We start from the raw sequence: 13,063 nt of genomic DNA on the forward strand, positions 1-13,063 counted from the left end.
CGCTGGAATGTAGGTGAAAGCTGACGCTGGCAATGGCCAACGTCAGCGATCAAGCCATTACTTCAGTTTGGCGAACGCGCGCTCGGCAGCGTCGAGGGTCAGTTTCAGCTCGGCTTCGCCGTGGGCGATCGAGGTGAAACCGGCTTCGAACGCGCTCGGTGCCAGGTACACGCCACCTTCCAGCATCAGGTGGAAGAATCGACCGAACAGCGCTGCATCGCTGGCCATCACGTCTTCGAAAGTAACAATGTCGTCAGCGCCGCTGAAGTACAGACCGAACATGCCGCCAGCCTGAGTGGTCACGAACGGAATGCCCGCCGCGTCAGCGCGCTGTTGCAGGCCGTCGAGCAGGCGAGTGGTGTAATCGGTCAGTTCGGCGTGGAAGCCTGGACGGCTGATCAGGCGCAGGGTGGTCAGGCCGGCGGCCATCGCCAGCGGGTTACCCGACAAGGTGCCCGCCTGATAGACCGGGCCCAGCGGCGCGATGCGCTCCATGATCGAACGCTTGCCGCCGAAGCAGCCGACCGGCATGCCGCCACCGATGATCTTGCCGAAGGTGGTCAGGTCCGGGGTCACACCGTAGTAAGCCTGGGCGCCGCCGAGGGCCACGCGGAAACCGGTCATCACTTCGTCGAAAATCAGTACCACGCCGTGCTTGTCGCACAGGCTGCGCAGGCCTTCGAGAAAACCCGGCGCCGGCGGCACGCAGTTCATGTTGCCGGCCACTGGCTCGACGATGATGCACGCGACGTCCTGGCCGACTTCGGCGAGCATTTTTTCAACGGCGTCGATGTCGTTGAACGGCAGGGTCAGGGTGTGTTTGGCGAACGCTGCCGGTACGCCGGCCGAGCTTGGCACGCCTTGGGTCAGTGCGCCGGAACCGGCCTTGACCAGCAGGCTGTCGGAGTGACCGTGATAGCAGCCTTCGAACTTGATGATGCTGTCGCGGCCGGTGAAACCACGGGCCAGACGGATCGCGCTCATGGTCGCTTCGGTGCCGGAGCTGACCATGCGCACCATCTCCATCGACGGCACCAGCGAGCAGACCAGGTCGGCCATCTCGGTTTCCATCGCGGTCGGCGCGCCGTAGGACAGGCCGTGCTGCAACTGGTTACGCACAGCGTCCAGCACGTCCGGGTGGCTGTGGCCGAGGATCATCGGGCCCCAGGAGCCGACGTAATCCACATAACGCTTGTCGTCTTCGTCGGTGACGTAGGCGCCTTCGGCGTGCTTGAAGAACAGCGGCGTGCCGCCGACGCTCTTGAACGCGCGAACCGGCGAGTTCACGCCACCGGGAATGTGTTTCTGGGCGTTGGCAAACAGGGTTTCGGAACGAGACATGATCGGGCTCTCAAAAATCAGGATTTGAACAATTCGTTGAATGCACGGGCGCGGCGGGTCACTTCGGCTGTGCTGTCAGCGCCGAACAGGCCATGGACCACGGCCAGCAGATCGACACCGTGGGCCACCAGCGGCGCGGCGTTGTCGAGGGTGATGCCGCCAATCGCGCAGATCGGCAGGTGCAGCGTCTGGCGGGCCTGATCGAGCAGATCGAGGCTGCAGGTCGGCGCACCGGGTTTGGTGTTGGAGTTGAAGAAGCGGCCGAAGGCGACGTAACTCGCGCCTTCTTTGGCGGCCTGTTCGGCCAGTTCAAGCTGCGCGTGGCAGGTCGAACCGATGATTGCCTTGGAGCCGAGCAGGGCGCGGGTCGGTGACAACGGACCATCGGTCTGGCCCAGGTGCACGCCGACGTTCAGGCGTGCGGCCAGTTCGGCGTCATCGTTGATGATCAACTGGGTCTTGTAGCGTTCGCACAGATCGCGCAGGGCTTCGGCCTCACGCAAGCGCCGGGCTTCGTCGCTGCTCTTGTCGCGGTATTGCAGGAGGGTGACGCCGCCTTCCAGCGCCGCCTCCACGTACGGCAGGAACTTGCCGGCCAGCAACGGACCGTCGGTAATGGCGTACAGGCCACGTAGTTTCATCAGGCAGACCTCACGACGTTACGAGCAGAAATCCAGCGGCAGACGACGCGGCACGAACTGGCCTTTGCCCAGTTGTTCGGCATCGCGCAGGGTGCGCCAAGTGTAATCCAGCGCGGTACGCACGGCGCTGGCAAGGTTTTCGCCCAGTGCCAGTCGACCGGCGAGGGTACTGGCCAACGTGCAGCCGGAACCGTGATAGCTGCCGGGCAGGCGCTGGCACTTGAAGGTTTCGCGCAGGCCGTCGCGGCTGTACAGGCGATTGTGGATTTCGGTTTCGTCGCCGTGACCGCCGGTGATCAGCAGGTTCTTGATGTACGGCAACAGTTTTTCAGCGCACTCGTCCGCAGTGCCTTCTGGCAGTTCGGCGAGGATCCGGGCTTCGGGAAGGTTGGGGGTGGCGATGATCGACAGCGGCAGCAGGCGTTCGCGCATGGCGTAGCCGACCTCGTCCTTGCCCAGGCGTCCGCCGCCGCCGGCGCGCAGCACCGGGTCGCAGACCACTGGCAGGTGCGGGTGCGCCTGGAGCAGTTCGACAACGGTGTCGACCATTTCCAGGGAACCGAGCATGCCCAGTTTCACTGCCGCGACTTCGGAATCGTTGAGCACGGCATTGGCCTGGGCCAGTACCCACTCACGGTCGAGGACGCGAAAGTCAGTGACGTTGACGGTGTCTTGCACGGTCAGGGCGGTGACGGCCGGAGCCGCATGGCAACCCTGAGCGAGCAGGGCTTCGATATCTGCCTGCAAGCCGGCGCCACCACTGGGGTCGTGGCCGGAGAGACAGAGGACAACGGGGCGGGAGCTGTAGATATTCATGGTGCGCGAGCTTACCACCAAACCTGTTTTTCGGGTGTTGTGGCACAGCGTTCGGCCGATAACCTCGGTATCCGGATCCACACGGGTTCTCACAATCTGACCGAGTCAACAGCTCTAGCTCGGTGTTTTGCTCTGAAACGCCCGTTCTAGAGCCTTTGTCGGAAAAATTTCCATGGTGCTCAATGGCCATCAACGGCTATGCTAGAGTGGATCCAAACCAATAACAGGTAATACCGGTTTTACGTCATCTCAAAGGGAATGGGGGGCTTCCTGACACAACCGGACAAGCCACGCTGGGGCTTCAATGCGCTATTTGTTGATGTTGCTGTTCTGTTTGCCCCTCCTGGCAAACGCCGTCGAGTTCGACGAGTTCACCCAGAGCCTCCCGCTGGGTCGATCCCTGCAAGTGTTCGAAGACCCGAGCGGTCAGGCGAGCATTGCCGACGTCCGCGCGCAGGCCGCTGCCGGACAATTCAAGGCCCACGATAAAGCCACGCTCAATGCCGGTTACTCGCGTTCGGCGTTCTGGCTGAAAATCGACCTGCATTACCGCCCGAGCAATCCGGCGGCGCAGCGTACCTGGCTGCTGGAGCTGGCCTATCCGCCACTCGACCATCTCGACCTTTATCTGCCCGATGCCGCCGGTGACTATCGTCTGGTGCGCCAGACCGGGGACGCGCTGCCGTTCGCCAGTCGCGAGATCCGGCAGAACAACTACCTGTTCAACCTCGCGTTCCGGCCGGACCAGCAACAGACCGTCTATTTGCGACTGTCCAGCGAAGGCTCGATCCAGGCGCCGGTGACGTTGTGGTCGAGCACCGCGTACCTCGAAGATCAGCCGGTGCGCCTGTACGTGCTGGGCCTGATTTATGGCGTGCTGCTGGGGATGCTGGTCTACAACCTGTTCATCTACCTCAGCGTGCGCGACACCAGTTACCTCTATTACATCTTCTATATCGGCTCGTTCGGCCTGTATCAGCTGTCGGTCAATGGCGCGGCGGTCGAGTATTTCTGGCCGGACAACCCCTGGTGGGCCAACGCTGCGACGCCGTTCTTCATCGGTTGCGCGGGGCTGTTCGGCAGCCAGTTCGCCCGCAGTTTCCTGCAGACCAAGAACCACAGCCGCTGGCTCGACCGTTTGTTGATCGCCCTGATTGCCTTCGGCGCACTGGTGATCGGTCTGTCGCTGATGACCAGTTATGCCCTGGCCCTGCGTCTGGCGACGACCCTGGCGCTGACCTTTACCGTGGTGATCTTCGCCGCCGGGATCCTCGCCTGGTGGCGCGGCCTGCGAGTGGCGCGCTACTTCATCATCGCCTGGTCAGCGTTTCTGCTCGGCGGGATCGTCAACACGATGATGGTGCTGGGTTTGCTGCCGAACGTGTTCCTGACCATGTACGCCAGCCAGATCGGCTCGGCCATTGAGGTGGCGTTGCTGTCGCTGGCGCTGGCCGACCGCATCAACGCGATGCGCGAACAACAGGCACAGACCCTGTTCGACGCCGGCCAGAAGCTGGAAGTACTCAACCAGCAACTGGCCCATAGCAACAAGCTCAAGGACGAATTCCTCGCGACCCTGACCCACGAACTGCGCACGCCGATGAACGGTGTGATCGGTTCACTCGAGTTGATGCAGACCGTCGAACTGGACCCGGAGCTGGAGCAATACCAGCAGACCGCCGCCGGTTCGGCGCGGGACATGATGCGCATGGTCAACGGCATCCTGACCCTGACCGAACTGCAGGCCGGCAAGCTCAAGGCGACGCCGGGCAGTTTCAGCCTGCGCGCCGTGGTTGAGGCGCTGCGTGTGCAGTTCGACGGCAATGCGTCGAGCAAGTCGCTGGACTTCAAGGTCGACGTGCTGCCGACCCTGCCGGACCGCCTGCAGGGCGACAGCGCCAAACTCGCGCAATGCCTGGAATGCCTACTGGACAACGCGATCAAGTTCACCCGCGTCGGTGGCCTCGCACTACGGGTTACCGGCAAACCGTCGACAGACAATCGTCTGGCACTGTCCTTTGCGGTGATCGACACCGGTATCGGCTTCACCGATCTGGGCGAGGCGACGATGTATCAGCGATTCTTCCAGCTCGACGGTTCGATGACCCGCGAATACGGCGGCCTGGGCGTTGGTCTGGCGATCTGCCGACAACTGGTGGAACTGCTCGGCGGCAAGCTCACGCACCGTTCCGAGCCGGGGCGCGGCAGTCGCTTTCAGCTGGATGTCGAGTTTGAGTTGCCGGCGGTTGAAGCGGCGCCGACGCTCGTTCGCGATGCCGTGCGCGCACCGCAGGACTGCACCGTGTTGCTGGTGGACGACAACAGCGTCAATCAGTTGGTGATGCGCGGCATGTTGCTCAAGCTCGGCTTCCGCGTACGCACCGCCGACCACGGCGCGGCGGCGCTCGACTGTTTGCAGCGCGAGCCGTTCGACGCGGTACTGATCGATTGCCAGTTGCCACCGCTCGATGGTGCGTCACTGTGCTGCCAGATCCACGACCTGCCGGGTTGCGCCAACTTGCCGGTGTTCGTGATCGCGCAGGGGGCGGATCGAGAGCATTGCGCATCCGCCGGCTCGATCGATTACCTGAGCAAACCGGTGAAATTCGAAGACTTGCAGGTTGCGATGCAACGGCGCGTGTTGAGTTGTTGATAGGGTGAAAGCGCCGGCATTTAGGCCGGTATGACACTTTGATCGGTTCGGGGGCGGTGCTTAACTGAAGCTCTGGCCGATCAAGGAGCCCCGTCATGAACCTGCATCAGTTCGCCGAAACCCACGAAGTCACCAACCAGCCACCGTCGCTGGACGGCACCAACCTGTACCGCATCGACCTGCCGTTGCAGGAGTGGTCGCGGCGGTTCGGCGCCGGCTGGGCCGAGTCGCGGATCGATGCCTACGGCGCGTTGGCCGGCGGGCCGCTGATGGAGGCCGGGTTCCTCGCCAACCAGAACAAACCGGTGTTCGCCAGCCATGACCGCTACGGTCATCGCGTCGATCTGGTGGAATTTCATCCGGCGTATCACGAGCTGATGCGCACCGCCATCGAACATGGTCTGACGTCGTTGCCCTGGGCTCATCCACAGGACGGCGCCCATGTTGCCCGTGCCTCCATGAGCTATCTGCACAGTCAGGCCGAGGCCGGCAGCGGTTGCCCGTTGACCATGACTTTCGCCAGTGTTCCCGCGCTGCGCTTGCAGCCGGATCTGGCCGAACAGTGGCTGCCGAAAATCCTCGCCACCGAATACGATCCGCGCAATGTCGGCATGGCCCACAAGGCGGGCGTCACCATCGGCATGGCGATGACCGAGAAACAGGGCGGCACCGACGTGCGCGCCAATACCACCAAGGCTTATCCGGTCGGCGCCAGCGGCCCGGGTCAGGCTTATGAACTAGTGGGGCACAAGTGGTTCTGTTCTGCACCAATGTGCGATGCGTTCCTCACGCTGGCACAGACCGACAAGGGCCTGACCTGCTTCCTGCTGCCGCGCCATCGCCCGGACGATACGCGCAATCAGTTCTATATCCAGCGCCTGAAAAACAAACTCGGCAACCAGTCCAACGCCTCCAGCGAAGTGGAGTTCCGTGGCGCGCTGGCGTGGATGGTCGGCGAGGAGGGGCGCGGTGTGCCGACCATCATCGAGATGGTGGCCATGACCCGTTTCGATTGCATGGTCGGCTCCAGTTCGCTGATGCGTCAGGCCCTGACCCAAGCCAGTCATCACTGCGCCCATCGCAAGGTCGGCGGCAAATTGCTCAGCGAACAACCGCTTATGCAGAACGTGCTGGCCGATCTGGCGCTGGAAAGCGAAGCCGCGCTGGCCCTGAGCTTGCGCATGGGCAAGGCGCTGGATCATCTGAACGATCGCCACGAAGCGCAGTTCGCCCGACTGGTGACGGCGGTGGGCAAATACTGGATCTGCAAACGCGCGCCGGCCATGATCAATGAAGCCGCCGAATGCATGGGCGGCGCCGGGTATGTCGAAGACAGCATTCTGCCGCGGCTGTACCGCGAAGCGCCGGTGAACTCGACATGGGAAGGCTCCGGCAACGTGCAATGCCTCGATGTGTTGCGTGCACTGTCGAAGGAGCCGGGCGTGCTCGATGTGCTGTTCAACGAGCTGGGCGACGGCCATGGCGACAAACGGCTGGCCGCGCATATCCAGCAATTGCAGGCGTCGTTCAAGGACACCGGCGACATTCAGTACCGTGCGCGGCAATTGACCGAAGACATTGCCCTGGGGCTGCAAGCGAAGCTGTTGCTGGAGGCCGGGAACTCGGCGGTCAGCGATGCGTTTATCGCCAGTCGTCTGAGCGGTGGCGGCCGGGTCTACGGTGCTTTGCCCCGTGGGCTGGATGTCGAGTCCATCGTCGCCCGCTCGACACCGCAAGGTTTCTGAAGGGCGATTGCGACAAAGCCATTACGCCACTGTTTCCGTGACGCCACGATGCAGGCAAGATGAAGCTCTGCAAGTCAGAACACAGGAAGCTGATCGTGACCGAAGCGTTTATTGTCGTTCAAACCGCCGAACAAGCCGTGGATCGTCTGGCCGAGCTCCATGAGCGGGCCACCACGGCGCTGAACTCGGCGCTCAAGCGTTATCTCAAGGATCGCGTCGAGCCCAACGCCGAGCAACGTGCCCTGTTCCGTTATCCCGAACTGCGTCTGACCTACCACTGCCAGGGCGAAGTCCCGCAGACCACCCGCGCTTACGCCAAGGTGCAGTTGCCGGGCACCTACAGCGTGACCGTCACCCACCCGGCGGCGTTTCGCAAATACCTGCTGGAACAGCTGGTGCCGCTGATGCACGACTTCACGGTGACCGTAGAAGTCGGGGTCAGCGCACAGAACATTCCATATCCGTACGTGGTCGAGCAGGGTGATGAACTGGCTGGCTCCGGCGTCACCGCCGCCGTGCTGGCGCGGGTATTCCCGAGTACCGACCTGTCTGCTGCCACCGACGGTATCGCCGACGGTCTCTACGACTGGGAAAACACCGATCCGCTGCCGCTGGCACTGTTCGATGCGGCCCGCGTCGACTTCTCTCTGCGTCGCCTGGTGCACTACACCGGCAGCGACTGGCGCCACGTGCAGCCTTGGATCCTGCTGACCAACTACCACCGCTATGTCGATCAGTTCATCCTTCATGGCCTGGAGCAATTGCGCCGCGACCCGCGTTTCGTGCGCATGGTGTTGCCGGGCAACGTGATCATCGAAAAGGGCATGGACCACGGCGAAGCCTCGGCCATTGCGGCCGGTGTGGTCTGGCACCGCTACCAGATGCCGGCCTATCACCTGATCGCCAGCGATGGCCACGGCGTGACCCTGGTGAACATCGGCGTCGGCCCGTCCAACGCCAAGAACATCACCGACCACTTGGCGGTGCTGCGTCCGCATTGCTGGCTGATGATCGGTCACTGCGGCGGCCTGCGTCAGTCGCAGACCATCGGCGACTACGTATTGGCCCACGCTTACATGCGTCGCGACGGGATTCTCGACCGGGTGGTGCCGCCGAACATTCCGATCCCGGCGCTGGCCGAGGTGCAATTGGCGTTACAACAAGCGGCTGCCAACATCACCGGCGAGAAGGGCGACGACCTGAAGAAACGCCTGCGCACCGGCACCGTGCTGACCTACGACGACCGTAACTGGGAATTGCGCTGGGCCCAGGAACGACCGCTGATCAACCTGTCCCGCGCCGTGGCCGTGGACATGGAAAGCGGCACCATCGCCGCCCAGGGTTATCGCCTGCGGGTGCCGTACGGCACGTTGTTGTGTGTGTCGGACAAGCCGCTGCACAGCGAAATCAAGCTGCCGGGTTCGGCCAACGCGTTCTACGAGCGCGCGGTGAGCCAGCACTTGAAGATCGGTATCGAAGCGGTGGACCTGCTGCGCACCGAACTCAACTCGCTGCACTCGCGCAAACTGCGCAGCTTCGACGAGCCGCCGTTCCGCTAACGGTTTGTCGTGGTCATTTGGCGGTCTGGGCACTAGCATTAGCAGCCCAGATCGCCAGATGTTGTTTTGCCCATGTCCCGTCCCCCACGTCCACCTTCCCGCCGCCCCGGCGCGAAGCCATCCTCTTCAGCCCCGCGCCGTGTCGCCAAGGCACCACCGGCCGAGCCGAAGCTGATCCTGTTCAACAAACCGTTCGATGTGCTGACGCAATTCAGCGACGGCGAAGGGCGGGCGACGCTCAAGGATTACATCGACGTTCCGGGCATCTACCCGGCCGGGCGGCTGGACCGCGACAGCGAAGGTTTGCTGCTGCTGACCAACGACGGTCAGTTGCAGGCTCGGATCGCCGACCCCAAGCACAAGCTTGCGAAAACCTATTGGGTGCAGGTCGAAGGTGTGCCGACGGCCGAGCAGTTGCAGCGTCTGCGTGACGGCGTCGAACTGAATGACGGCATGACCTTGCCCGCTGAAGCGCGGCAACTGGAGGAGCCTGAACTGTGGCCGCGCAATCCGCCGGTACGCTTTCGTGCAACGATTCCGACAACCTGGCTGGAACTGGTGATTCGCGAAGGCCGCAACCGTCAGGTACGGCGGATGACGGCGGCGGTCGGGCTGCCGACGTTGCGGCTGGTGCGGGTCAGGATTGGTGACTGGACGATCGAAGGGCTCGATCAGGGCCAGTGGAAAGAAGTACCGGCGCGCTTATAAGGCGCCGGATTCGATCAGGCCGATCACCACACTCTTGATGATGAACGCGGCCACGCCGAGGCCCAGCACGAAGAACAGAATGAACGAGCCGAAGCGCCCGGCCTTGGACTTCTTCGCCAGATCCCAGACGATGAAACCCATGAAAATGATCAGGATGCTGACCAGACCGGTCATCATCCACTCTTCAAATACTGCTGGATCCATCGGGCATCTCCGGCGCTGTGCGGCTGAAAGGGCGGCCGGGAGTATACGCCAGCGGCGAACGACGCAGCATTGACCTGCGTCGGTGTGCCGCAGTCATTCGTCGATTTCAGCTACGCAAGTGAGTCAGCGGCAGTTCGGTGCTGTTGAGCACCTGATTGAGCACAAAGCTCGAGCGCACGCTGGTCACGCCTTCGATGCGGGTCAGGTGCCCCAGCAGCAGCTTCTGATAGTGATCCATATCCGGCACCACCACTTTCAGCTGATAGTCGGCGTCCACCCCGGTGACCAGGCTGCATTCCAGCACTTGCGGCAACGTGCGGATCGCTGCTTCGAAGTTCTCGAAACGCTCCGGCGTGTGCCGGTCCATGCCGATCAGCACGTAGGCGGTCAGGCTCAAGCCGAGCATCTTGCGATCGAGCAGGGCCACCTGACGCGAAATGTAGCCGTCGTCCTCCAGTTGCTTGACCCGGCGCGAGCACGGGGAGGGCGACAGACCGATGCGCTCGGCCAGTTCCTGGTTGGAGATGCGGGCGTCGCGCTGCAATTCCGCCAAAATGCTGAGGTCGTAACGGTCGAGTTTGCTCATCAATCGGTCCTTTGTCCTAACTATTGCGGCGGATTATCTATCCAGGGTTAAAAATTGCGCAAGTGATGTTTATTTGAGCAATCTTCGCAATCATCTGTCGCAGCCTCCGGCCTATTCTTATCACCAGAATCACTGCTCGGTAACACAGTCCACGCGGCCCGCCCTATCCGGCCTGCCGCGGCCGCCACCCCCACCGGGGTTGTGCCGGCCCCCGAGCTGCACACTGTCCAGAAGACGGCGTGAGGTGAGCCGACGTCAAAAGCGTCGAGCCAGGACGAAGTTCTCTAAAAGGGAGGCCGACGGGTCTCCCTTTTTTCTTGCCCGCAATTTGGCCTCGCTCGCTCAATAAATAAATGGCGTGACTGATAACCTGTAGCAGAACCCGGTGCGCCCATCCCCGGTCTTAGCTACAAGCCCTTCTTAATTACAGGGTTCAGCCCGCAGTGAGGAATTTCATGAAGTCGCGTATCTGGCGTCTGGCCAGTGTTGGTGTGCTGTGTGTGAGTGTCTGCGCGCAAGCGCTGGCCGATGAGCCGCAGAATCGCGGCCCTGAAAATGGCGGACGCGAGCGGGAACATCAGGAAAACAATCAGGGCCACGGCGGCAACAATCAGCCGCGCCCGCAGAACAACGAAATCATTCGCGGCGACAACAGCCGCCAGTTCGAGCACAACGGCGAGCAGCACAACAACGGCCAGTGGCAGAACCACGACCAGAACCGTCCGGCCTACAATCCCAATCCGGTTCGCCAACCGCCACCGCCGCCACAACTGCCGGCCAACAGCCTGCCGATCCAGCCACGCCCCGACACCGTGCGCCAGACTCAGGAACCGCGTCAGGGCTATTACCGCGATGAGCGTCCACAGAATGGTTACCACCAGAACTGGCAGACCGGCAATCGTCCCAACGACAACCGCTGGCCGGGTCGTCCGGACGGGCATGGCAACGGCTGGGGCCCCGGCCCGCAATACCGGCCGGGCCATGTGATCGACCGTTTCCCGGATCGTGACTTCCGCGTGCCATATCGTGGCCAGGATTACTTCTACTCCGGCGGCTACTGGTATCGCCCGCAAGGCCCGCGCTACATCGTGGTCCAGCCGCCACGCGGTATTCGTATCCAGTACCTGCCGGATTACGCCCGTGAAGTGTGGATCGGCGGTTCGCTGTTGTTCCTGGCGGCAGGCTCGTACTACGCCTACCAGGAAGCGACCCAGGATTACGTTGTGGTCGAGCCGCCGGTGCAGCAACCTGCGCAACCGGCGAGCAACGGCTATGACGTCGAAGCGTATCCCGCCAACGGTCAGTCGCCGGAGCAGGTCCAGCAGGACGGCTACCAGTGCTATCAGTACGCGGTGCAGCAAAGCGGTTTCGATCCGCGCACCGCGACCTACCAGCCCGCACCCGAAGTGGTGCAGGCTTACCGTCAGGCCCAGGGCAATTGCCTGAGCAGTCGCGGTTATCAGGTCAGTTACTGAGCCCTGGCGGCCTTGACCACTTCCTGCGGGTCGGCGTGCACCAGCACTTCGGCCCGTGGGTAGGCGGCATGAATCGCATCCGCCGCCTGGTCGCTGATGCCATGGGCGACTGACAGCGTCAGATCCCCCGGCAATTCCAAGTGCAACTGCACGAACCAGTGATTGCCGGAAATTCGTGTGCGCAGATCATGCGCGCCCAAAACGCCTGGTACACCGCACGCCAGTTCGAGCATGTGCTGACTGACATCCACCGGCAGTTCTTCATCCATCAGCACCGAAAAACTTTCCCGGGCGATCTGGATCGCGCTCCAAAGAATGTACGCCGCAATCCCCAGGCCGAACCACGCATCCAGTTGAGCGAAACCCAATCCGGCCAACACCAGCGCGATCAGAATGCTGCCGTTGAGCAACATGTCCGAACGGTAATGCAGCGAGTCCGCTCGCACCGCGTTGGAGCCGGTCTGCTTGATCACCCGGTGCTGCAGCATCAACAGCGCCGCCGTCAGCAGCAGGGAAAACAGGATCACCCCGATGCTCAGCCAAGGCGCGCCGAGCGGCTCCGGATTGTTCAAGCGCTCATAAGCCTGAAACGCGATCAGCACCGCACTGCCGCCAATGAACAGCGCCTGTGCCATGCCCGCCAGGGACTCGGCCTTGCCGTGACCATAACGGTGATCGTCATCCGCCGGCCGCAGCGCGTAATGCACCGCCAGCAGATTGAGCAGCGAGGTGACGCCATCGAGGGCCGAATCGGTGAGGCCGGCGAGCATGCTCACCGAACCGCTCAGCCACCAGGCGATGGCTTTGGCGATGATCAGCGTACAGGCCACCGCCACCGAGGCGCGGGTCGCCAGCCTTAGCAGGCGGGCGTGTTCGGGGCTGGAGGTCATGGGTGCGTTGATTCCTTATGCGGCAGGTTGCAGGCCGAACATCGCCAGTTGCTGGGTGCTGCCCTTGTGCTGGATCAGCCGTGGGTCGTCCAGCGGCAGATTGCGGCCGAGTTCTGTTTCGAGAATAGCCTGCAACTTGAGGTTATCGACCTGGCCGTCCGGGCCGATGGCTTGCTTGAGCTTGGCCGGATCGACCTGCGCCGTGTGGCCCGGTTCGAAATAGATCGCGCCGGTGGTGAAGTCCACGGCAAACGCGATCAGGCCGGGGATGATGTAGAACAGCAGGCCCACGGCATCGAGCACGGCAATCGCCGGGTCGATCTTGCCGTCGATCTGGCCGCGCCGGTCGGGATAGAAAATCGAACCGCACGCGGTGATCTGAGTGAGCAGGGTGGCAACCAGTACACCGCCGATCAGGCGAAAAGGTAAGCGCATGGGAATCTCC

The 13,063-nt window shown here is 62.6% G+C and carries 12 protein-coding genes; 5 read left to right on the top strand and 7 right to left on the bottom strand.

What is annotated here, in order from left to right; genetic code table 11:
- Nucleotides 1-57 precede the first annotated feature (57 nt).
- Genes hemL through AC1RR7_RS22280 form a run of 3 tightly spaced genes read right to left on the bottom strand, consistent with a single transcriptional unit; the run spans nt 58 to nt 2,798 of the window.
- Nucleotides 58-1,341 (bottom strand): glutamate-1-semialdehyde 2,1-aminomutase, encoded by a 1,284-nt coding sequence (gene hemL / locus AC1RR7_RS22270; RefSeq protein ID WP_064599654.1) that lies wholly within the window; start codon nt 1,339-1,341, stop codon nt 58-60.
- Nucleotides 1,342-1,358: 17 nt separating this feature from the next.
- Nucleotides 1,359-1,982 carry a thiamine phosphate synthase gene (gene thiE, locus AC1RR7_RS22275; protein ID WP_096820800.1) on the bottom strand — a complete coding sequence of 208 codons (624 nt, stop codon included), beginning with the start codon at nt 1,980-1,982 and terminating at the stop codon, nt 1,359-1,361.
- Nucleotides 1,983-2,000: 18 nt separating this feature from the next.
- Nucleotides 2,001-2,798, bottom strand: coding sequence for a hydroxymethylpyrimidine/phosphomethylpyrimidine kinase (locus tag AC1RR7_RS22280; protein WP_007958699.1), 798 nt, complete (start codon nt 2,796-2,798; stop codon nt 2,001-2,003).
- 304 nt (nt 2,799-3,102) lie between these two features.
- Between AC1RR7_RS22280 and AC1RR7_RS22285 the strand changes: the two genes are divergently transcribed.
- The 4 genes from AC1RR7_RS22285 to AC1RR7_RS22300 all read left to right on the top strand — a co-directional run bounded on the left by AC1RR7_RS22285 (nt 3,103) and on the right by AC1RR7_RS22300 (nt 9,463).
- Nucleotides 3,103-5,451, top strand: a complete 2,349-nt coding sequence (locus AC1RR7_RS22285; protein WP_493158444.1) for a 7TM diverse intracellular signaling domain-containing protein — start codon at nt 3,103-3,105, stop codon at nt 5,449-5,451.
- Nucleotides 5,452-5,546: 95 nt separating this feature from the next.
- On the top strand, nt 5,547-7,196 hold the full coding sequence (locus AC1RR7_RS22290) for an acyl-CoA dehydrogenase family protein (RefSeq protein ID WP_102620840.1): 1,650 nt from the start codon (nt 5,547-5,549) through the stop codon (nt 7,194-7,196).
- A gap of 59 nt (nt 7,197-7,255) precedes the next feature.
- Nucleotides 7,256-8,755, top strand: a complete 1,500-nt coding sequence (gene amn / locus AC1RR7_RS22295) for an AMP nucleosidase (protein WP_493158446.1) — start codon at nt 7,256-7,258, stop codon at nt 8,753-8,755.
- A 72-nt stretch (nt 8,756-8,827) separates the two neighbouring features.
- The gene (locus tag AC1RR7_RS22300; protein WP_096820804.1) at nt 8,828-9,463 is read left to right on the top strand and encodes a pseudouridine synthase; all 636 of its coding nucleotides are present in this window, start codon (nt 8,828-8,830) and stop codon (nt 9,461-9,463) included.
- Here the strand turns inward: AC1RR7_RS22300 and AC1RR7_RS22305 are convergent.
- Nucleotides 9,458-9,667, bottom strand: coding sequence for a DUF2788 domain-containing protein (locus AC1RR7_RS22305; RefSeq protein ID WP_003228500.1), 210 nt, complete (start codon nt 9,665-9,667; stop codon nt 9,458-9,460). The genes AC1RR7_RS22300 and AC1RR7_RS22305 overlap by 6 nt on opposite strands.
- A 106-nt stretch (nt 9,668-9,773) precedes the next feature.
- A complete protein-coding gene (locus AC1RR7_RS22310; protein WP_007909658.1) occupies nt 9,774-10,253 on the bottom strand; it encodes an Lrp/AsnC family transcriptional regulator in 480 nt (159 codons plus the stop codon).
- A 455-nt stretch (nt 10,254-10,708) separates the two neighbouring features.
- On the opposite strand from AC1RR7_RS22310, the gene AC1RR7_RS22315 reads away from it, so the two are divergent.
- Nucleotides 10,709-11,728 carry a DUF6515 family protein gene (locus AC1RR7_RS22315; protein ID WP_493158447.1) on the top strand — a complete coding sequence of 340 codons (1,020 nt, stop codon included), beginning with the start codon at nt 10,709-10,711 and terminating at the stop codon, nt 11,726-11,728.
- On the opposite strand, the gene AC1RR7_RS22320 is transcribed toward AC1RR7_RS22315, so the two are convergent.
- The gene (locus AC1RR7_RS22320; protein ID WP_493158449.1) at nt 11,722-12,618 is read right to left on the bottom strand and encodes a cation diffusion facilitator family transporter; all 897 of its coding nucleotides are present in this window, start codon (nt 12,616-12,618) and stop codon (nt 11,722-11,724) included. The genes AC1RR7_RS22315 and AC1RR7_RS22320 overlap by 7 nt on opposite strands.
- A gap of 15 nt (nt 12,619-12,633) precedes the next feature.
- A complete protein-coding gene (locus tag AC1RR7_RS22325) occupies nt 12,634-13,053 on the bottom strand; it encodes a polyribonucleotide nucleotidyltransferase (RefSeq protein WP_169432047.1) in 420 nt (139 codons plus the stop codon).
- Between the last annotated feature and the right edge of the window lie 10 nt (nt 13,054-13,063).

The organism is Pseudomonas sp. GW821-FHT11G12 (genome assembly GCF_058808055.1).